At 66.2% G+C, this 19,449-nt stretch carries 18 protein-coding genes and 1 pseudogene; 4 read left to right on the forward strand and 15 right to left on the reverse strand.

The window, feature by feature from the left end; translation table 11 throughout:
• Window positions 1-5: 5 nt before the first annotated feature.
• Both J8G26_RS13810 and J8G26_RS13815 read right to left on the reverse strand, forming a co-directional pair.
• On the reverse strand, window positions 6-1,484 hold the full coding sequence (locus J8G26_RS13810) for an efflux transporter outer membrane subunit (protein WP_210569600.1): 1,479 nt from the start codon (window positions 1,482-1,484) through the stop codon (window positions 6-8).
• A 117-nt stretch (window positions 1,485-1,601) separates the two neighbouring features.
• Entirely contained in the window at window positions 1,602-3,350 is a 1,749-nt protein-coding gene (locus J8G26_RS13815; protein WP_210569602.1) for an alpha/beta fold hydrolase, read from the reverse strand.
• Between the two features lie 231 nt (window positions 3,351-3,581).
• Between J8G26_RS13815 and J8G26_RS13820 the strand changes: the two genes are divergently transcribed.
• Window positions 3,582-4,190, forward strand: a complete 609-nt coding sequence (locus J8G26_RS13820) for a helix-turn-helix domain-containing protein (RefSeq protein WP_349238324.1) — start codon at window positions 3,582-3,584, stop codon at window positions 4,188-4,190.
• On the opposite strand, the pseudogene J8G26_RS13825 reads toward J8G26_RS13820, so the two are convergent.
• From J8G26_RS13825 to J8G26_RS13855, 7 genes and pseudogenes are all read right to left on the reverse strand, one after another.
• Window positions 4,172-4,489: pseudogene (locus J8G26_RS13825) on the reverse strand (thiamine-phosphate kinase); the annotation flags it as partial. The gene J8G26_RS13820 and the pseudogene J8G26_RS13825 overlap by 19 nt on opposite strands.
• Window positions 4,490-4,535: 46 nt before the next feature.
• Window positions 4,536-6,860, reverse strand: coding sequence for a hypothetical protein (locus J8G26_RS13830; RefSeq protein ID WP_210569606.1), 2,325 nt, complete (start codon window positions 6,858-6,860; stop codon window positions 4,536-4,538).
• An 11-nt stretch (window positions 6,861-6,871) separates the two neighbouring features.
• A complete protein-coding gene (locus J8G26_RS13835) occupies window positions 6,872-7,528 on the reverse strand; it encodes a prepilin-type N-terminal cleavage/methylation domain-containing protein (protein ID WP_210569608.1) in 657 nt (218 codons plus the stop codon).
• Window positions 7,529-7,539: 11 nt separating this feature from the next.
• Window positions 7,540-7,983, reverse strand: a complete 444-nt coding sequence (locus J8G26_RS13840; RefSeq protein WP_210569610.1) for a hypothetical protein — start codon at window positions 7,981-7,983, stop codon at window positions 7,540-7,542.
• Window positions 7,984-8,148: 165 nt separating this feature from the next.
• The gene (locus J8G26_RS13845; protein WP_210569612.1) at window positions 8,149-8,451 is read right to left on the reverse strand and encodes a prepilin-type N-terminal cleavage/methylation domain-containing protein; all 303 of its coding nucleotides are present in this window, start codon (window positions 8,449-8,451) and stop codon (window positions 8,149-8,151) included.
• A gap of 2 nt (window positions 8,452-8,453) precedes the next feature.
• Window positions 8,454-8,897, reverse strand: a complete 444-nt coding sequence (locus J8G26_RS19565; protein ID WP_210569614.1) for a type IV pilin protein — start codon at window positions 8,895-8,897, stop codon at window positions 8,454-8,456.
• A 216-nt stretch (window positions 8,898-9,113) separates the two neighbouring features.
• Window positions 9,114-10,076, reverse strand: a complete 963-nt coding sequence (locus tag J8G26_RS13855; protein WP_210569616.1) for an IS5 family transposase — start codon at window positions 10,074-10,076, stop codon at window positions 9,114-9,116.
• Between the two features lie 103 nt (window positions 10,077-10,179).
• Here J8G26_RS13855 and J8G26_RS13860 point away from each other — a divergent pair, with 103 nt between their 5' ends.
• Window positions 10,180-10,635: a hypothetical protein gene (locus J8G26_RS13860; protein ID WP_210569618.1), complete on the forward strand. Its 456-nt coding sequence runs from the start codon at window positions 10,180-10,182 to the stop codon at window positions 10,633-10,635.
• Here the strand turns inward: J8G26_RS13860 and thiL are convergent.
• From thiL to apaG, 5 genes are all read right to left on the reverse strand, one after another.
• Window positions 10,620-11,597, reverse strand: coding sequence for a thiamine-phosphate kinase (gene thiL, locus J8G26_RS13865; protein ID WP_210569620.1), 978 nt, complete (start codon window positions 11,595-11,597; stop codon window positions 10,620-10,622). The genes J8G26_RS13860 and thiL overlap by 16 nt on opposite strands.
• Before the next feature lie 23 nt (window positions 11,598-11,620).
• Entirely contained in the window at window positions 11,621-12,745 is a 1,125-nt protein-coding gene (locus J8G26_RS13870; RefSeq protein WP_210569621.1) for a YbdK family carboxylate-amine ligase, read from the reverse strand.
• Complete coding sequence (locus tag J8G26_RS13875; RefSeq protein WP_210569624.1) at window positions 12,735-13,991, reverse strand: cation:proton antiporter; 1,257 nt, start codon at window positions 13,989-13,991, stop codon at window positions 12,735-12,737. The genes J8G26_RS13870 and J8G26_RS13875 overlap by 11 nt, the downstream gene beginning before the upstream one ends.
• Before the next feature lie 170 nt (window positions 13,992-14,161).
• Window positions 14,162-16,141: a site-specific recombinase gene (locus J8G26_RS13880; RefSeq protein ID WP_210569626.1), complete on the reverse strand. Its 1,980-nt coding sequence runs from the start codon at window positions 16,139-16,141 to the stop codon at window positions 14,162-14,164.
• On the reverse strand, window positions 16,138-16,545 hold the full coding sequence (gene apaG / locus J8G26_RS13885) for a Co2+/Mg2+ efflux protein ApaG (RefSeq protein WP_210569628.1): 408 nt from the start codon (window positions 16,543-16,545) through the stop codon (window positions 16,138-16,140). Before apaG ends, J8G26_RS13880 begins: the two co-directional genes overlap by 4 nt.
• Before the next feature lie 29 nt (window positions 16,546-16,574).
• Between apaG and rpe the strand changes: the two genes are divergently transcribed.
• Window positions 16,575-17,255 (forward strand): ribulose-phosphate 3-epimerase, encoded by a 681-nt coding sequence (gene rpe / locus J8G26_RS13890; RefSeq protein WP_087748452.1) that lies wholly within the window; start codon window positions 16,575-16,577, stop codon window positions 17,253-17,255.
• Between the two features lie 27 nt (window positions 17,256-17,282).
• On the opposite strand, the gene J8G26_RS13895 is transcribed toward rpe, so the two are convergent.
• A complete protein-coding gene (locus J8G26_RS13895) occupies window positions 17,283-17,771 on the reverse strand; it encodes a low molecular weight protein-tyrosine-phosphatase (RefSeq protein WP_210569631.1) in 489 nt (162 codons plus the stop codon).
• Between the two features lie 235 nt (window positions 17,772-18,006).
• Here J8G26_RS13895 and J8G26_RS13900 point away from each other — a divergent pair, with 235 nt between their 5' ends.
• Window positions 18,007-19,449 carry a mannose-1-phosphate guanylyltransferase/mannose-6-phosphate isomerase gene (locus J8G26_RS13900; RefSeq protein ID WP_210569633.1) on the forward strand — a complete coding sequence of 481 codons (1,443 nt, stop codon included), beginning with the start codon at window positions 18,007-18,009 and terminating at the stop codon, window positions 19,447-19,449.

Raw genomic sequence — 19,449 nt, forward strand, 5'->3', positions numbered from 1 at the left:
GCGGGTCAATCGGTTTTGGCGCGGGGCGTGGAGGCGGCAATCTGCCGTGAGCCGCCGCCCAGAGCGGCGTAGAGGCTCACACGGGCGGAGAGCAGCGCGCGGCGCGTCTGCACCAACTGCTGCTCGGCCGTCAGCAGATCGCGCTGCGCATCCAGCACTTCAAGGAACGCTGCGGCGCCGTTGTCGTAGCGAAGCTTGGCCAGGCGCGCCCGTTCGGACTGCGCAGTCAGATTGTCCTGCTGGATGCGCACCTGCTCGGCGAGCCACTGCTGCGAGGACAGCGCGTCGGAGACGTCCCGAAAGGCGTCCTGCACCGCTTTTTCGTACTCGGCCACGGCCACGTTTCGGCGCACCTGGGCCAGTTCGAGGCCGGCGCGGTTGCGACCCGCATCGAAGATCGGCAGCGAGATGCTGGGCGCGAAGGCCCAGGCGCGGCTGCCGGATTCGAACAGGCCGTCCAGTTCGGCACTGGCTGTGCCAAGGCTGCCCGTCAGCGCGACGCGCGGGAAGAACGCGGCACGCGCCGCGCCGATGTTGGCATTGGCCGCACGCAGGCGGTGCTCGGCGGCCATGATGTCGGGCCGATTTACCAGCAGGTCCGAGGGCAGCCCGGCCTGCAGTTCCCGCGTGACCACTGCATCGTCGAAACGCTCCGGCAACAGGGCCTGGTCAATCGGCGAACCGACCAATCGCGTCAACGCATGGGCCTGGGCCGCTCGCGCCTGCTCTAGCTGCGACCCCAGCGTCCGGGCCTGCGCCAGCAACATCTGCACCTGCGTGAGGTCCAGCCGCGATGTCGAACCGACTTCAAACCGCCGCGTGAAGATGCGCAGCGACTCCTCGCGGCTCGCGATGCTGCTGCGGGCCAGGGCCACGCGCTCGTTCAGTTCGCGCAGGACCAGATACCCATCGGCCACCTGCGCCACCAGCGTCAGCGTGACGGCCCTGCGGGCCTCGTCGGAGGCCAGGTAGGACTGCAGCGCCGCATCCTGCAGGCTGCGCACGCGACCCCAGAAGTCCAGCTCCCAGGCGCTGGCACCCAGACTGATCTGGTATTGGCTTGCGATGACCGGCTGGCCGCTGACGTTCAGGTCGCCCGGCACTCGGGCGCGGCTGCCGTCGGCGCCCAGGCGGATGGTCGGGAAACGCTCGGCGCGCTGGATGCCGTAGGCTGCCTCGGCCTCCTGCACGCGCAGCGTGGCGATGCGCAGGTCGCGGTTGTTCTCCAGCGCCTGTGCGATCAATCGCCGAAGCGGTGGGTCGGAAAAATAGTCCTGCCAGTCCAGATTCGCGGCGTGCACGCCGTCGGCGTCGGCTGGCGCCTCATGCGGGTAGCTGGGTGCGACGGGCAGCGCTGGCGGCTCGTAGGAAGGGGCCATCGAGGCGCAGCCTGCCAGCAGCAGCACGGTGGCCGCGTTGGCCATGGCCGCGCCAACGCTGCATTGAACATGGCGCGGCGAGGGAAGGGGTACGGAACGCTTCATTAAGTGATTCAACCAAGAATGTGAAAGCCAACATCGGCGTACGCAGTGCGACCGGTGGAGGCCGTGGCCGCCTTGCCGGCGATCGGGCCATTTTGGCCTTGCAGCGTCAGGTCCACGTTACTTCTTCAGAACGTAGGTGCCGGGGGCATCGCCAACAGGTTTGAATGCGGTGCCAGCCATGTGTGGTGGCTTCACGGGCGCCCCGGAGCGCTCGGCCAGCCATGCCTGCCAGGCCGGCCACCAGGAGCCCTGCGTGGTCGGCGCCGCGCTCAGCCAGTCTTCTGGCGCGAGATAGTTGCCACCGGCCTCGCGCTTGAGGAGTTGGTAACGACGGCGCGAATCGGGCACGGGCGGGTTGACGACGCCGGCGTTGTGGCCGCCGCTGGTGAGCACGAAGGTGTTCTCGGCAGGGCTCAGCTGCTGCAGCTTGAAGACCGAGCGCCAGGGGGCCACATGGTCTGTGACGGTGCCGACCATGAAGGTGGGCAGCGTGATGTCGCCCAGCGTCACGGGCTTGCCGCCCACCGGGTAGCGGCCTTCGCTGAGGTCATCGTCGAGGAACAGCCGGCGCAGGTACTGCGAGTGCATTTTGGCGGGCATGCGCGTGGCGTCGGCGTTCCAGGCCATCAGGTCGTTCATGGGCGCCCGATCGCCCAGCAGGTATTCGTTGACCAGGCGCGACCACAGCAGGTCGTAGGAGCGCAGCATCTGGAAGGCGCCGGCCATCTGGTCGGCGGTGAGGTAGCCCGTCCTGGCCATTTGCGCCTCCAGCAGGCTGATCTGGCTGTTGTCGATGAACAGTGCCAGTTCGCCTGGCTCGGTGAAGTCGGTCTGCGCCGCGAACAGCGTCATCGAGGCCAGGCGATCGTCGCCGTCGCGCGCCATGGCCGCCGCCGCAATGGCCAGCAGCGTGCCGCCCAGGCAGTAGCCGGTGCTGTGCACCTTGGTGTGGGGCACGATGGTGTTGACGGCATCGAGTGCGGCGTGAAAGCCCAGCTCCAGGTAATCGTCCATGCCCAGATCGCGGTCCTCGGCGCCGGGGTTTATCCACGAGATGCAGAACACCGTGTGCCCCTGGTCCACCAGGTACTTGATGAGCGAGTTGTGGGGCGACAGGTCGAGGATGTAGTACTTCATGATCCACGCCGGCACGATCAGGATCGGCTCGGGGTGCACGGCACGGGTGGTGGGCGTGTACTGGATCAGTTCCATCAAGCGGTTCTTGAGCACCACCTTGCCGGGCGTGATGCCCACGTCGCGGCCCACGACAAAATTCTCGGCGCCCGCCGGTGGTGCGCCCGCGGCGTGGCGCCGGGCGTCCTCCAGCAGATGGAGCGAGCCGCGCAGCAGGTTGGCGCCGCCTTGCGTGAGCGTGCGGTTGAGCACCACGGGGTTGGTGGCCACCTGGTTGCCGGGCGAGAAGATGTCCAGAAACTGCCGCGCGGCGAAGGCCACCATGTCTTCGTGGTGCTTGTCCACGCCCCAGACGCCGTGCGTTGCCGCCGCCCACCATTGTTCGGTGAGCACAAACGACTGGTGCAGAAGGTTGAATGGCCACTGCTGCCAGGCGGGGTCGGCAAAGCGCCGGTCCTGGGTGGGTGTGGCCACGGCATGGCGGGCCTCCTTGTCGGGGCCGGCCGCTATGCGCGCCAGGGCGTATGCCGCCATTTCCTGACCCTGGCGCAGGGCCAGGTGCGCCAGGTCCAGGCAGTGACCTGGCGACGCGGCCAGATGCAGGGCCCAGTCGCTGGCCGCCATCAGGGCGGAGGCATGCGACAGCGACGCAACGCTGCGGGCCAGGGCCGCGTGGACGGTGGGGTCGAGCCGTTCGGCCATGGACAGGGGGGCGTTCGCAGGGGTTGGCATGAATGGACTCCCAGGTGATGAGTGGGCCGGGTGGTGCAGGGGTACTTTACGAAGGCATCGCATCCCTCGAATTGATATGCATCAATACGCGCCTTATTACCGACCGGTCGGTAGATAATCATGCGCAGCATAGCCAAACGCCGAGACAAACCGATGACCCTGCCATTGCACTCTTTACGCGCTCCCCCGGCCGTCGCACCCCTGCGACAGCGCCTGCCCCCGGAGGTGCGCGTGGTGCAGATTCTGGACGCCGCACTGGTGGAATTCTCCGAACGGGGCTTTGCCGCCGCGCGGATGGACGACATCGCACGCCGCTGCGGGCTCTCCAAGGGAGGCCTCTACGCCCATTTCGCAGGCAAGGAAGATGTGTTCGAAGCGCTGCTGACCCGTTCTCTCGCGCCGCCGGACCTGGGAGAAATGCCGGTGTTGGGCGCCGGCGCGCGGCCGCTGGCGCAGTGGGTGGTGGACAAGCTTTATGACTCGCTGGGCCAGCCCGGAGCGGTGGCAACGTTGCGCCTGCTGGTGGCTGAAAGCGCGCGTGTGCCGCATCTCATCGTGCTGTGGAAGCGCAATGTGGTTCAGCCGCAGCTGACCCTGTTGGGCAGTATTTTGCGTACCCATGCCGTGCAGGAGGGGGTGGTTCCCAGCGTGATCACGCAAGAGCCCTGGCTGGCGCTATCGCCGGTGGTGCATGCCCTGCTGTCGCAGGTGGTGCTGGGCGGCGTCGACCCGAAGGACCTCGACCATTACCGACAGGGCCATGTCGCCCTGCTGTGCGAATTGCTGGACCCGACGTCCCGAATCCTGCCGCAGCCGGTGCCTCAACCCCCGGCGAAGTGATCGAAAGACGCGTAGCGCCTGGCTACGGGCCGCCCCTGTCCATCCACCAGCCGCAGGCCGGGCTTGGCCTCCACATGGCCGATGCGTGTGACGGGCGTGCTGCTGGCCTGGGCCGCGGCGGCCACCGCAGCGCGCCGGGCCACAGGGGCGGTGAAGGCCAGCTCGTAGTCATCGCCCCCGGCCAGGGTGCATTGGTGAAGCAGTTCAGTATCAATTTGGCCTCTAGCGCTTATAGAATAAGCGCTAGAGGCTATTAAATTGATAGTGGCTGACGTGTCGATGCAGGCCCCTGTGCCCGTGAAGGGGAAGGGACTGCGGGCATGCTGGCAGGCACGCCCTTGGCCGCTACAGGTAGCGGCTCCACTTCATTGCGATGGGCTGTGGCGTGGCCGTGGGTGTGCAATTGCCGCCGGGCAGGTAACCCTGGTCCCGCGTGAGGCGGGTTGTGTCCATCTTTAGTCCGCCCTGAGTGATGGTGGTGGTGCTGCGCACATTGGCGCCCACGGTCAGCGAACCGGCAATGTAGAGAGTGGCACCACCGGTGCTAATGCTTTCCCCCAGCAGCACATTACCTGTGATGCCATTGGGCGTGTCCCACGAGTTGGCGTTGAGCTGTTTGTTGGTACCGATGGCCAGGTTGGCCAGCGGCAGTCCTGCGTGCTCCTGCCCTTCTGCGTCGGTCCACTTCACCAGTGAGCTGGGCGTGGTGGCCTTGTTGCACAGGTTGGCGGGGTAGAAGGAGCCATCACACACGGGCGTGAGTGGGCTGGCGAAGTTGGGCGCCACCAGCGGCCCATGCCCTGAGCTGGTGAGCGTGACGCCGCCGGTGGACAGCAGGGTGTTGTACAGGGTGCCTTGACTGGAGGCCACTCCGTCGATGGTGACCGGGCCGATGAATAGCGCGATGCCGGGCGGAAACTTGGTGATGCCGTTCAAGCGCCAGCCATTGGCGGGCGTGGCGCTGCGCAGGCAGGCCAGTGCATCGCTGGACGGGTTGCTGGGCGACTGGTTGCCGCAGCCGAGAAAGTCCACGCCGTTGATGCGCCGCAGTGTCATCGCGCCCAGTGCGGTCGCGGGGGCAGGGTCCACGGCTGTCAGATCGATATTGGCGCGGTCGATAGAAGTGCCGTTGCTGGCCTTCATGTGCTGGATGGTGAGGCGGGGCTTGCCGCTGGTGTCGAACTCGAAGATGTAGTTGGCAGACGAGCGGAAAGCCGCGGCGTCGAAGGTGTCGGAGCGCGTATCGCAGAACGGCGCGCCGGGCAGGCCGGGCGACGTGCCGGCCACGCTGGATTGCACTTTGGCGTGAGTGGCTAGCTGTGTTTTGCTGGCGCCGTAGTAGATGCGGTCGGCGATGGGGCCTCCGTTGACGATGGTGGGAAAGTTGGACGTGGGAGACCCTGCCTCCGTGGCCCAGAGATAGCCTCCGCCTTGCAGGTCGGTGATGGTTCCGGTGACTACCTTGAAGTTGCCTGCGGGCCAGACCTGCCGATAGGTCCCGCCCCAGCCCTGGATGGTGACGTCGTAGCCCCAGGTCTGCTGCACGGACAGCGTGTACAGATCGATGCCGCCCCCGGCGACGGCTGTGGCGCGCAGGGTGAAGCTGTCGGGCAGTTCGGCACTACCGCTGGCGTTAACTTTCTGGGCGGCGGCCCGGGCACCCGACACGGCGCCAGTGGCCGAGTCGATGGTGGCTCGGGCCATGTCCACCAGGTATTCGCCGCCATCGCCGAGCGTGACGAGCAGACTGCCGGTCTGCCAGGGCACTACGGTGCCGGTGGTCCAGGGCACGCTCGGTCCAGCAGTGGCGCTGAGCAGCCGCCCGCCTGCGTAGGCCGTGCCGGCGATGACGTTTCCCGCTGCCACTACGTTGGACTGGTAGGCGCCGGCCTTGAGCGCGTTGTAGCTGGCGCTGCCGGTGTTGCCGATACTGATGGCCCGCGCCCAAAGCGTGGCGTTGGTCGGCTGGGCCATGCTGGCGATGCGGATGGTGCCGTTCTGGGAGCTGAGCGTGGCGTTGGCATCGATGCCGCCGCCGCTCAAGGTGATGTCTCCTTTGGTGCAGCCCGAAATGATGGCTTGCGAGGCGCTCTGGATCGTGAGGCCGCCGTCGATGGCGAGGTCCGTGTAGCTTTCTCCGCTGGTGAAGCTCGTCTGGCCTCCTGTAATCGAAACGTCGCCCCGCAGCACGGTGGAGGAACGCACGGGCGCGCTGCACTGGCTGGGCGCCGTGCCGGAGCCCGTGCCGGCGGCATAGACCACCTCCAGTACCGCGCGCGCTTCGGCCGGAGAGGCTGGCGCGGTGATGCCCGTGAGGCGGGCGGTGAGCGTGCCGGCTGTGCTGTCCAATGCCGTGACGCGTGCGAGCACGGCGCTGGTGACGCCATCGCCCGAAAGCGTGAGGTCGAAGGGCGGTGTCTTGGCGTACAGCGCCGCGAGCTTGCCGCTGTCCTGCAACTGCTGCAGGTACTGTCGTACCAGTTCGGCGCCCGTCCAGGCCTTCATTTGCGCCTGTGTCTGCGCATGGGCGGCCACGTCCAACTGCTGCTGGCTGCGGACGTAGTGCGCGGTGCCCAATACTGCGGCCGAGAGCGACAGACCCACGAGAAGCAGGATCAGCACGGTGGCGATGCCGCGCGGCGGCGCCAGGGGGCGGGCAGGTCGGAGCATGGCAGGGTTCCTCATGGGGCAGATACGTTGGACAGGCACTGGCTGGTTTCCAACGCCACGCCGTTGCTGTTGTCGGCGGACAGGATCAGCAGCACCTTTTGGGCGGCTGTGCCGGCGCTGATGCCGAAAGGGGTGCAGGCGGCTGCCTGCCAGGCGATGACGACGGGCGTGGCGGGGGTGTCGGACAGCGGCAGCGCTGTCCAGGCCAGACCGGAAAAGGTTGTGGCGTCGGCGCAGGCGACAGGGCCGAGCTTGCGCAGACCGCCCTGGCCGCTGCCGTTGGGTGCCAGCAGGGCCGAACAGCGTGGGGTGCCCGTGGTGTTTTCGGCCCATACGACCGCGTTGCCGGTGGCGCCCAGGGCGGCAGGCGTACCCGAGAGAGCGGACCCGGCCAGTGCAGCGCCTGTGAGCACCATGAGGTGGGTGCCGGCCTGCGCCGCGTTGATGCCGTAGCCTGCTTCCTGCGCTGCGATGCCTGCTGCCAGGAAGGCCGCGCTGCGCTGTGTGTCGGCCTGCGCATCGCTGCGCGCGGCCGTGGTGGCGCGAACCATCCGCTGGAACAGCATCAAGGTGGCAAGCACCAGGATCATGGAGATGACCAGACCAGTCATCAGGCTGATGAGGGTGACGCCGCGCTGGCGTGGCGTTGCGGGGGACGGCAGTGGCATGGCGCGGGCCTTCATTGGCTCAGGACGATGCTGCCGGGGCCCAGCAGTTCACGGGCGCTGCCGGTGTCTGGTGTGGAAAAGACCATGCGCGTGATGGCGGCCTGCGGCAGCGTGACTGACAGCGAGGGGTCGCCCGTGCCGACCTCCACGTCATGCCTCTCGCAGTTGGCGGCGGGCAGGTCCACGCTCACTGAACTGCCGCCCGTCGGGGTGATGGAGAAGGTGTGCGGGTTGCTGCACAGATGCGTGAGGCCCTCGGTCTCGAGGGCATTGCGCATCTGCGCGATCACGATGCCGTGCGTGGCTGCATAGCGCTGGGCGGCAAGCATGCGCGAGGCCGCGTAGCTCAGACCCAGTCCCAGGATGGCGAGCAGGAGGATGCCGATCAGGGCTTCCAGTAGCGCATCGCCACGCTGGGGGTGGTGGGGATCAGTGCAGCGTACCGGTTTCGTCATTCTGATTGCCTCCTCGGCGCAGGATGAAGGGGATGCTGGTGGCGGGCAGGCCGCGGTTGTCCAGTTCCACAGTGATCGGTGTACTGGACGTGAGTGGGGTGCCGTTCAAGGTGAGGCCTACGCCGCCGGGGAGGCGGGCGCTCCACTGTGGATTGGGGCGCGCGCTCAGGTGGTACAGCCGCTGCCGCCTTGCGCCAGGACGTTCAGCGTGACGGTGGCGTCATCGGTTTTGGCCTCCAGGCTGGCTGCATGGGTTCCCGTGGCGTTGGGTGCTTCGCAAGGGTTACGCAGCGCCAGGGCCTTGGCTTGTGCGAAACCCTGGACCAGCGTGCCCCGGGCTTGCAGCGTTCGTGCTCCGTGTACCCAGTCGGTAGCCAAGGGCGCGGCCATGAGCAGCAGCATTGCCAGGATGGCGAGCGTGACCAGCAACTCAATGAGTGTGAATCCGCGCGGCAGGGAGGTGGGCATGCTCACCAAGCCCCCAGGATCGGACAGGTGCTGGCCGCGTTGCGCGCATTGTTCTGGTCCAGCGTGAGCGTGCAGGTCCAACCGGTGTCGCGGGCGGTGGCCGTGAGGGCGTAAGTTGTTTTTGTGGAGGTGAGCGAATACGTGAAATAGCTGCCCTGCGCAGGATTCCACGCAGTGAAGTTGGCATTGCCTACCGGGTTCTGATTGGTCTGGACCGGGTATTCCAGGGACTTTTGATAGCGGTTTTCCAGCGTCAGGCTCAGGGCCACGAGGTCGGCCGAAGCTCCACGTGCGCGGCTTTTCTTCACATAACGTTCGTAGGAAGGCAGGGCAATGGCGGCCAGGATGGCCACGATGGCGACGACGATCATCAGTTCGATGAGCGTGAAACCACCCGCATGGCCTCGATTGCCGGCGGACGCGTGGGAACCGTAGGGGGACGTCATGGCCGTTTCATGGATAAACATTGGTAAATGATTTTTACCATCAATGTAATCGATATTTAAGGAAGTCCTGAATAACTCGGATTCACGAGTGCTACAAGGCCAGCGATTTCAGATAGTGCGATGGATGCCGTTTAGCCCGCATCTTCGCACCACTTTTCACGCCCTTTCGGGCCATCTGCACCGCTTTCGCGGCCCCTTGCCTGTGTTCAGGCGCACTCATCCCTGCGCCCCCAGCAATTGGTGGCGCACCATCCACAGATTCGATAGCGCAAACAGCGTCTTGAGCTGCAGCGTGTTCTTCTTCAAGCCCCGGTAGCGCACCTTCACATATCCAAACTGCCGCTTGATCACCCTAAAGGGATGCTCCACCTTGGCCCGGATGCTGGCCTTGATCTTCTCCATCTGGTCTATGAGCGCGTCAACGGGGTTGTTCTCTTTGTCCAGCTCTTTGCGCTTGCCCGGGCGCATCGCAATGTGCCACGTCACGCCCGCCCTGGCATCCGGGCGCTTGTGAACGCCTTGGTAGCCCGCGTCACCAAACCCATCTGTCTCCTGCCCGTGCAGCAAGCTGTTGCCTTCTACTACGTCGGCCACGTTGCCCGAGGTGCCGATGACCGTGTGCACCAGTCCTGAGTCCGCGTCCACGCCAATGTGGGCCTTCATGCCAAAGTGCCATTCATTGCCCTTTTGGCTCGAGTGCATCTCTGGGTCGCGCTTTCTGTCCTTGTTCTTGGTGGAGCTGGGCGCTGCAATCAAGGTAGCGTCTACCGCTGTGCCCGCCTTGAGCAGCAAGCCCTGGGCTGCCAACAGTTCGTTGACCGTGGCCAGAATCTGCTCGGCCAGCTTGTGTTTCTCCAGCCGATGGCGAAACCTCAAAATGGTGCTCTCGTCAGGCATTCGCCCATGGGCCTCAAGGCCTGCAAACTCCCGGTAGATCGGCGTGTCAAAGAAGGCCTCTTCCATGGCCAGATCCGACAAGGTGAACCATTGCTGCATGCAGTGGATGCGCAGCATGCTCTCCAAGGCAAAGGGTGGACGTCCGTTCTTGCCTTCGGGGTAGTACGGAGCAATGAGTTCAACCAATGCAGCCCAGGGAACCACCCGATCCATCTGGGCCAGCAGTTCCTGCTTGCGCGTCTTCTTGGTGCTCAGGTTCAGGTCAAGGCTGCTTTGCTTCATGCTTGTGAGGATGCCATGGCTTGCAGCCCACTACCAGACTGACCACGAGGTTTTGCAGGATTTCCTTAAGTCTTGATACAAGCCAGCCCCTACCGTTGCTGCCATGGCAAAAGGAGTTCACGCGGAGGAGGCAAGGGCCTTTTCTGCCCGGTTGAAGCAGGCGCTGGCGGCTGTCGGCGTGCGGCCATCGCCGGCGGTGGTGGCCAGCGAATTCAACCTGCGTTACTGGGGAAAGAGCATCACGGCGCACACGGCGCGGGCTTGGCTGGCTGGATTGGCGATTCCCATGCAGGACAAGATCCGCACGCTCAGTGAATGGCTGCACGTCAATCCCGACGAATTGCGCTTCGGCCCGCGTTCTGGGGCTGTGCTGGCCATGGATTCGGGCACTCTGGAGAGCCGGCTCAATCTGCAGGATCGCCAGATGTTGGCGCAGTATCTGGCTTTGCCGGTGGGGCACCGCAAGACGGTGCAGGAGGTGGTGGCGGCCATGGCCATCGCCGCCGCACATGCGCAGGCCGAGGCTGCCAGCAAGCTGGTCGATCAGCCGCCGAAGTGATCGAAGGAGGCGTAGCGACCGGCCAGCGGGTGGCCTTGCGCATCTGCGAGGCGCAGCCCCGGCTCGGCGCTGATGCGCCCGATGCGCGCCACGGGCGTGGTCGCCGCGGCGGCGGCGCGAGCCACGGCATCGCGTAGCGCGGGCGGGGCGGTGAAGGCGAGTTCGTAGTCATCGCCACCCGCTAGTGTGCATTGGCGTAGCAGTTCCACATCAAAATAGGCTGTAGAGCCCGTAAATAAAGCGCGAGAAGCTATCAATTTCGATGTTTCATCCACATCGATCTCGGCCCCTGTGCCCGAGGCACGCAGGATGTGGCCCAGGTCGCCCAGCAGACCGTCGCTCACATCCAGGGCACTGCTGGCCACGCCGCGCAGGGCCTGGCCCAGCGTTACGCGGGGCGTTGGCTCCTCCAGGCGCAGGCGGGCGGCGGCCAGCACGTCGGGCGGCAGCGCGATGTGACCCTGCAGGGCTTCCAGCGCCAGCCGGGCATCGCCCAGCGTGCCGCTTACATAGATGTCGTCGCCGGGTTGCGCGCCGCTGCGCAGCAGGGCCTGGCCGGTGGGCACTTCGCCAAACACCGTGATGCAGATATTGAGCGGGCCTTGCGTGGTGTCGCCGCCCACCAGCTCGCAGTCGTGCGCATCGGCCAGTGCCAGCAGCCCGCGCGAAAAGGCTTCGAGCCAGGCTTCATCCACGCGGGGCAGCGCCAGTGCCAGCGTAAAGGCCAGCGGGCGAGCGCCGCAGGCGGCCAGGTCCGACAGGTTCACGGCCAGCGCCTTGTGGCCCAGGCGCTCGGGGTCCACGTCCGCAAAGAAGTGGCGGCCCTCCACCAGCATGTCGCTGGAGACGGCCAGTTGCATGCCGGGCGCGGGCTTCAGCAGCGCGCAGTCGTCGCCCACGCCCAGGGCCGCGCGGTGCACGGGTCGCGTGAAGTAGCGTGCGATCAGGTCGAATTCACCCATGGAAGTGATTGTCTCCGTGCCGTTCAGGCTGGCGTGCCCCGAAAGCGCTGTGCCGCCTGGCGACTCACCTCGGCCAGCAACTGCTCTTCGCTTTGGCGCTGGCGCAGCCAGCGGGCGTCGTTCTGGCCGGCTTCGGCCTCGGTGCGCAACATGTGCAGGGCGTTGGCTGCACCTTGCATGGCGGCGTGGCTGGCGATCTGGTCCATGGTCATGCGGATATGGTCGCGCAGCGGCATGTGGCTGCCGGTGGCCGGATCGACATACACGGCGTCCATGCCAAATCGGCAGGCTTGGAAGCGGTTGTAGGTATAGACGAGGTAGTCGTCTTCCTGCGGCATGAAGGGCTGGTCGGCCAGGAACCACGCGCCCAGAGACTGCACGAAACCGGCCAGCGCGGCGGCGCGCTCGATGGTCAGCGGCGTGTCGAATACGCGGATCTCGATGGTGCCGAACTCGGGCTTGGGGCGGATGTCCCAATAAAAGTCCTTCATGCTCTTGACCACGCCGGTGCGCGCCATCTTGTTGAAATAGGCCGTGAAATCGGCCCAGGTCAGCGCAAACGGCGCTCGGCCCGACAGCGGAAACGCGAACACCGAGTTGAGCCGCGCCGAATCGAACGCCGTGTCCTGCCCCTGCACGTAGGGGCTCGAGGCCGACAGCGCGATGAAGTGCGGGATGTAGCGGCTCATGCGATGCAGCATCAGCAGGGCGGCATCGGCGTCGGGGCAGCCAATGTGCACATGCTGGCCAAAGATGGTGAACTGCTTGGAGAGGTAGCCATACAGCTGCGACAGCTCCTGAAAGCGTGGCTTGTCGTAGATGCGGCGCTCATGCCATTGCTGGAACGGGTGCGTGCCGCCGCCCACCACGGCAATGTTGAGCTTGTCGGCGCTTTTGACCAGTGCATCGCGGATGGGGCTGAGCTGCCCCAGCACCTCGCTGGCCGAATGGCAGATGCCGGTCGAGATCTCGATCATGCTGTTCGTCATCTCGGGCACCACGCTGCCGGGCAGCGGCACCTTGTGCATCAGGCGCAGCATGTCTTCGGCGTAGGGCGCCAGGTCGTAGTCGTGGGTGTTGACCAGCTGCAGCTCCAGCTCGACGCCCAGCGTCAGCGGCTCGGAATGGTGGAAGTCTTCAAGGCTCACGGCTGTCTCCATTGCCGCCGCGCGACAGCGGGGCCCAGGGTTTGGAACTCTCGCCCGCGCGGTAGATGGCCACGGTGGCGATCACGGCGCCCAGCACTTCCATGAGCAAAATGGCCGGCAGTGCCACGCGGGCGATCAGGTGGCCCGTGGAGGGCGAGGCCACCACGAACTGCGATGCGATCAGCAGCGCAATCGACGACATGGGCGTCATGGCGCAGCCCACCCACAGCGCCTGGCGCCAACTCGCGCCGCTGCCCACGTTGCCAAGGCCCACGCCCACCGCCTTGGCCACCAGGCGCACGGCGATCAGCGCCAGCACCACGCCGGCCACCGGGCCGCTCCAGTCGGCCTGCGCCGCCACGGTGGACACCAGCACGAACATCAGCATGGTGAGCAGCGCCGATGCGCTGCCCAGCTGGCGCGGCCAGGCCCACGGGCGCGGGTTGAGTTGCTTGAGCAGCATGCCGCCCAGCAGGGCCGCCAGTGGCGCCGAGCCGCCCATGTGCGCGGCCACGGCGGTGGCGGCGGCGATCAGGGCCAGCAGCAGCATGGAGGTGTTTTCGCTGGTGGGGCTCATGAAGCGCAACGCCATGCGCAGCACCAGCGACAGCACGGCCGCCACAATGATCGACACGCCCAGCACTACCATCACGGGATACACGGTGTCCAGCAGCGAGTTGCTCTGGCGGTTGATCTGCTCGGCGCGGGCGCTGCCCAGGGTCAGGGCATACAGGGTGGACAGGGTAGCCAGCACAATGGCGCGCTCGGTCACGGGGCCGGCGGCGCGGGTGTCGGCCACCACGCGGGTCAGCACGGCGGGCGAGGCCGCCAGCGCCACCAGGGCCAGGGGTCCGGCCACATGCGTGGGCATGTCAAGCCACACCATCACCCAATAGACGGCAAAGTAGGTCAGCGCCGATTCTGCAATGCTTTGCACCAGCACCATGGGGTTGTGGCGAAACCAGCGCAGCGGAATGCGCCCGCCACATTCGAACAGCACGATGGAGATGCCCAGCTCCAGCAGGAACAGCCCGGTGCCCTGCAGCGGCCACACGGCCCCGCTGAAGCCTGCCAGACCTGCTGCGGTGCCCACCAGCGAATAGCCAACCACCTTGGGCAGGCCGGTGTGGCGCTGGCACAGGTAGCCCGCAATGGCAGCCACCGCCAGCAACAGCGACCATTGCACCGTGGGCAACCCGGCCGAAGGGCGCAGCCACTGCCCCCAGAAGCTCAGGATTTCATTCATGTCATGGGTCCTCTCCATCAGACGGGCAGCGCCCGGTGGGAGGGAAGGACGGGCAAGGCGCATGGTGGCGCTGTGGTCCTTCCCGGCGTTTGCCTGAATTTACATGCTGAAACGCGCGACCCCTGTAGGACAGGAGCGACCATGTTTCTGCCGGCCAAAAGCCGCCCGAATCAGGCGACCTGGCGTTCAGGCGCGAAGAAGCTCAGCGGTGCCTTGAAGAGGCGGCTCCGCATCGCTGCATAAATGCGTGAACGGTCCACACCACTCACGTTGTGGGCACGCAATGCCAGGCGAAACGCCAGGTAAAAGCTCACACTGACGTTGAGGACGCCCAGCAAAGGAAGGGTGGCGACGGCCCACCAGAACGCACTTTGGTGAACGATGTCCCAGCCCAGTGCCGCAGTGGCCGCGCCCAACTGGCCCGAAGACAGTGTGACATGGCGCACATCCAGGCCCAACCCGAAAAACCCTGCAAACGCCGGAACCAGGCCAAGCATGAAGCCCAGCGAGATGTTGGCGGCAAAGCCCGACAGGTTGTTGCGCAGGAAGCTGGCCCAGCGCGCTGCGCGCTCCTTGCCCAGCCGGGCGGTGATGCGCGGGTTGTAGCGCACGGCCGAATCCAGCCGGTGCAGCACAAACCAGTTTTCGGTCCAGCCTGCGATGATGCTGGAGGCGAACAGCAGCACGCCCGTGAAAGCGGCGAACAGCAGCGATGGCCCCAGCAGATGCAAGGATTCGAGCACATGGCCGGCCTCGCTTGCGCTGATGGCGGGCGAGCCCTTGACCCAGGCGATCAGCAGCGCCAGGCCCAGAACCAGGGGGTACACCACGAGCACGTTGCCCAGCACGGCCGCGACCTGTGAGCGCACCAAGTGGGTCACCTCGTCCACAAAGGACTCGATGGCCTCGCCCGAAGCCAGCTCCTTGAGCTTGGCCGCCATGGCGGGCGCCGTCATGGCCGGCTGCTTGGTGGCCACGGTGAAATGCAGCAACTGCACCAGCACAAAGCTCACCGCATAGTTCACGCCCGCCCAGAAGCCGCTCCAGAACGCCGAGAGCGCCAGCGCATACAGCCCAAACTTGACCAGCGTGGTGATGGCCATCACGGCACCGCCGCCGGCGGCTTTTTTCACCATGGAGCGGTATTCGGCCGCCGTGCGCGTGATGTAGTGTTCGCCCGTTTCGGCGCTGCGCTCGGCCACCTTTGCGGCCAGCAGCGACGAATTGGATGCCAGCAGCGCCCGCAGGCTGCGCCGCTCCTGCCCCACCTCCACCAGATGCGCCAGAAGGCGGGCCGCGGTGACGGCGGGCTGGGGGGACAACAGGCAGTCGAGCAGCTCCCGCACCCGCAGGATGCGGGCACGCAGCTGGCGCAGCCGAAACACCAGATCCACGGAAATGCCGTTGTCCTCGAAGTGGGTGTACACGGTGGCCGCAGCGGCGCGGCAGGCTTCAAGGCGCTCGCGCAGGCGCTGGGCCGCCTCCAGCAGGCGGTCGGGCGTGCGCAGCGCGTGCAGCACTTCCACGCGCAGGCTCTCCACGTCGCGGATCAGCGCATGAAAGGGCTGCGCCTCGCGGGCCGATTCGCTCATGCGCAGGCGCAAGCCGGGTGCAAACCCGGTCGAGAGGATCTGCCCTGCGCAGTAGGTGATGGCGTCGAGCAGGGCATGCTGCCAGCGGGATGCGCCTTGCGGGCTTTGCGGCGTCAGCAGGGCCGACAGCCGATTCACCGTGGCTTCGTCCAGTGCGCCAAGCCACTGTGCATCAAAGGCGCTGGGCAGGGCTAGCACGAACAGTTCCGAGGCGTCGATGGTTTCCGGGCTGCGCGGCAGCAGTTGGTTGCGTATCCGCTCTGCCGCCTCGTTGAGAAGGGCTGTGCCCCTGGCGAAGCCAAAATCGGCCAGCAGCGTGGTGATGTCCACCGAGTCCACCAGTGCAGCCCACCAGGCTTGCAGTTTGAGCTGCACATCGGGGCGCGCCTCGACCGCATCCAGAAACAGCTGCACGCGCGCCGTGGCGCCCGGCACGGAATCGCCCGCGCCACGCACCCAGTTCAGCAGGTCGATCAGCCACACATGGCGCTGCGCCAGCCCGGCCTGCGGGTCCAGCGCCGCGAGCAGGCTTGCCAGGTCGGGGGCGGGCCGCGTCAATGCAGCACCCTTGCACTCATCGGCTGGCTGGAGGCGCCTGGGTGGGTCGCCTCCAGCACAAACAGGGGTATCGGGCAGCTGAACGGCTCACCGTCAACAGTTACGCAATGGAAGGTGCCATGCATGGTGCCGCTGGCGGTGCGCAGGCCGCATCCGCTGGTGTACTGGAACGACTGGCCCGGCTTGAGCAAAGGCTGCTGGCCCACCACGCCCAAGCCCTTGACTTCTTCGGTGTGGCCGCTGGCATCGCTGATGATCCAGTGGCGCGAGATCAGTTGCGCGGGCGCTTCGCCCGCATTCGTGATGGTGATGGTGTAGGCAAAGCCGAAGACGCTGGACTCCGGGGAGGACTGCTCCGGCAGGTACTCGGGTTGTACTTGCACATCAAACTGGTACTTGGGCATGGGCGAATGGTAACTGCGACAATTGCGCCATGAGCCGACCTTTTCGCATTGCCCCTTCGATCCTCTCTGCCGATTTTGCCCGCCTGGGCGAAGAAGTGCGCAACGTCATCGCCGCCGGTGCCGACTGGATCCACTTTGACGTGATGGACAACCATTACGTGCCCAATCTCACCTTTGGCCCCATGGTCTGCCAGGCGCTCAAGCCGCATGCCAGGACGGCCGCCGGGGTGGCAGTGCCGGTGGACGTGCACCTGATGATCCAGCCCGTGGATGCCCTGGCCGCCGCGTTTGCCGACGCGGGTGCCGATTTCATCAGCTTTCACCCCGATGCCTCGGGCCATGTGCACCGCAGCATCCAGGCCATCCGGAGCAAGGGCGTGAAGCCGGGTCTGGTGTTCAACCCGGCCGAGCCGCTGGATGTGCTGGACTGGGTGATTGACGATATCGACCTCATCCTGATCATGAGCGTCAACCCCGGCTTTGGCGGCCAGAGCTTTATTGACTCGGCGCTGCGCAAGATCGAAGCGGTGCGCAAGCGCATCGACGCCTGCGGCAAGGACATCCGCCTGGAGGTGGATGGCGGCATCAAGACCGACAACATCCGCCGCGTGGCCGATGCGGGCGCGGACACCTTTGTCGCGGGCAGTGCCATCTTCGGCAAGCCCGATTACCAAGGCGTGATCGACGCCATGCGCGCGCAGCTGGCCTGATCGCGCCACGGCCCTTCGCCGAGGGGCTCAAGGCGCCGGGTTCAGTTGCCGCTGCACATGCGCCAGCAGCCCGTCGCCGGCATCTTCCAGCAGGTCCAGCACATGCGCGAAGCCCTGTGCGTTGCCGTAGTAGGGGTCGGGCACCACAGGGCTGCTATTGCGCAGGCAGAACTCTGTCATGCGCCGCAAGCGATGGTGCTGTTCCGGGGGGCAGCGGCGGCGCAGTTCCGCCAGGTTGTCATGGTCCATGGCCAGCAGCAGATCGAAGCGGAGGAAGTCGCCATCGGCGATCGGGCGCGACCGCAGATCGGCCAGCACATAGCCGCGCAGCAAAGCCTGGGCCTGCGCGCGCGGGTCGGGCGGCTCGCCCTGGTGGGCGCTGTGGGTGCCGGCCGAATCGATGTGCACCTGGCCGGCCAGCCCGGCGCGCGCCACGCGCTGGCGAAACACGCCATGGGCCGTGGGGCTGCGGCAGATGTTGCCCATGCAGACGAAGAGAACAGCAAACGGGTCCATTTTTCGGAGTATCGCCACGTCGGTGGAGGAGGGCGCGATGGCAGGGCGGGGCCGCCAAGCGGGCGGGTGTGCCGTGCTGCCGGGGCCATGGCAATTTCGCAGCGTGGTTCCTGCAGCATATGCCATAAGATGGATGCGCAGCAGGCCTTCCGCCGCGCCGCGCGGATCATCCCGCAGCGCCGGTTTGATCGAAGGTGGCATCCATGTCTGCAGACAAACGGGATACAAGCAAACCATGTTGATCCAGCCGGTGGTGTTGTCGGGCGGTTCGGGCACACGCCTGTGGCCGCTGTCGCGGGAAAAATACCCCAAACAATTGCTCGCGCTCATGGGCGAGGACTCGCTGCTGCAGGCCACGCTGCGCCGGTTTGACGGCGTGGCCGGTGCCGACAGCGCGCCACCGCTGGTGGTGTGCAACGAGGAATACCGCTTCGTGGTGGCAGAGCAATTGCGCCTGATCGGCAAGCCTGGCCGCATCGTGCTGGAGCCGGTGGGCCGCAACACCGCGCCGGCGCTCACGCTCGCGGCGCTGGCGGCGCAGTCCGACGGCGGCGACCCGGTGCTGCTGGTCATGCCCGCCGATCACGTCATTACCCAGCCCGCGGTATTCCAGCAGGGCGTGCGCCATGCTGCCCGGCTGGCGCAGGAGGGCGCCATCGTCACTTTCGGTATCACCCCGGACCGGCCCGAGACGGGCTACGGCTACATCCAGGCCGGCGCCACGCTGAACGAAGACGGTGCGCGCGCCATCACCCGGTTTGTCGAAAAGCCCGATCTCGCCACCGCCGAAGGCTACTTGCAGGCGGGCGATTACCTCTGGAACAGCGGGCTGTTTGTGTTGCGGGCCTCGGTCTGGTTGAGCGCGCTGGCGCTGTGCCGTCCCGATATCCTGGCGGCCTGCGAAGCAGCGTGGAACAACGGCGCCTCCGACCTGTCGTTTCTGCGGGTGGATGCCGCGGCGTTTGGCGCCTGCCCGGGCGATTCCATCGACTATGCCGTGATGGAGCGTTTGGCCGGCCCGCAGGCCGTGGCCGGGCTGCCTGCGGGCGTGGTGCTGCCGTTGTCGGCGGGCTGGTCCGATGTGGGGGCCTGGGACGCGCTTTGGCAAATCCTGCCCAAGGATGGCGACGGCAACGTGGTGCAGGGGCGCACGCTGATGCAGGACAGCTGCAACACCCTGGCGCTGTCATCCGGGCGCCTGCTGGCTTGCGTGGGGGTGCAGGGTCTGGTGGTGGTGGAAACGCCCGACGCGGTGCTGGTGGCCGATCAGCGCCACACCCAGGATGTGAAAAAAATCGTCGACCGCCTCAAGCGCGATGGCCATACCGAGGGCCTGCTGCACCGCAAGGTGTACCGGCCCTGGGGCTGGTACGACGGCGTTGACGGGGGCGAGCGCTTTCAGGTCAAACGCATCATGGTCAAGCCCGGCGGCAAGCTGTCGCTGCAGATGCACCACCACCGTGCCGAACACTGGATTGTGGTGCGCGGCACTGCGCGCGTGACCAAGGGTGACGAGGTATTCCTGTTGTCCGAGAACCAGTCCACCTATATTCCCCTGGGCGTGACGCACCGCCTGGAAAACCCCGGCCAGGTCGACCTGGAGATGATCGAGGTCCAGTCCGGCGCCTATCTGGGCGAGGACGACATCGTGCGGTTCGACGACCTGTATGGGCGCTGA

It is taken from the genome of Acidovorax sp. JG5, from assembly GCF_017939685.1.
Lineage (GTDB): Bacteria > Pseudomonadota > Gammaproteobacteria > Burkholderiales > Burkholderiaceae_C > Acidovorax.

Excerpts from the sequence above, each read along its gene's own strand:
- thiL (WP_210569620.1), bottom strand. The coding sequence starts at position 11,597 with ATGGGTGAATTCGACCTGATCGCACGCTACTTCACGCGACCCGTGCAC.
- J8G26_RS13895 (WP_210569631.1), bottom strand. The coding sequence starts at position 17,771 with ATGGACCCGTTTGCTGTTCTCTTCGTCTGCATGGGCAACATCTGCCGC.
- J8G26_RS13810 (WP_210569600.1), bottom strand. The coding sequence starts at position 1,484 with ATGAAGCGTTCCGTACCCCTTCCCTCGCCGCGCCATGTTCAATGCAGC.
- J8G26_RS13875 (WP_210569624.1), bottom strand. The coding sequence starts at position 13,991 with ATGAATGAAATCCTGAGCTTCTGGGGGCAGTGGCTGCGCCCTTCGGCC.
- J8G26_RS13860 (WP_210569618.1), top strand. The coding sequence starts at position 10,180 with ATGGCAAAAGGAGTTCACGCGGAGGAGGCAAGGGCCTTTTCTGCCCGG.
- apaG (WP_210569628.1), bottom strand. The coding sequence starts at position 16,545 with ATGCCCAAGTACCAGTTTGATGTGCAAGTACAACCCGAGTACCTGCCG.
- rpe (WP_087748452.1), top strand. The coding sequence starts at position 16,575 with ATGAGCCGACCTTTTCGCATTGCCCCTTCGATCCTCTCTGCCGATTTT.
- J8G26_RS13900 (WP_210569633.1), top strand. The coding sequence starts at position 18,007 with ATGTTGATCCAGCCGGTGGTGTTGTCGGGCGGTTCGGGCACACGCCTG.
- J8G26_RS13815 (WP_210569602.1), bottom strand. The coding sequence starts at position 3,350 with ATGCCAACCCCTGCGAACGCCCCCCTGTCCATGGCCGAACGGCTCGAC.
- J8G26_RS13840 (WP_210569610.1), bottom strand. The coding sequence starts at position 7,983 with ATGACGAAACCGGTACGCTGCACTGATCCCCACCACCCCCAGCGTGGC.
- J8G26_RS13855 (WP_210569616.1), bottom strand. The coding sequence starts at position 10,076 with ATGAAGCAAAGCAGCCTTGACCTGAACCTGAGCACCAAGAAGACGCGC.
- J8G26_RS19565 (WP_210569614.1), bottom strand. The coding sequence starts at position 8,897 with ATGACGTCCCCCTACGGTTCCCACGCGTCCGCCGGCAATCGAGGCCAT.
- J8G26_RS13845 (WP_210569612.1), bottom strand. The coding sequence starts at position 8,451 with ATGCCCACCTCCCTGCCGCGCGGATTCACACTCATTGAGTTGCTGGTC.
- J8G26_RS13830 (WP_210569606.1), bottom strand. The coding sequence starts at position 6,860 with ATGCTCCGACCTGCCCGCCCCCTGGCGCCGCCGCGCGGCATCGCCACC.
- J8G26_RS13835 (WP_210569608.1), bottom strand. The coding sequence starts at position 7,528 with ATGCCACTGCCGTCCCCCGCAACGCCACGCCAGCGCGGCGTCACCCTC.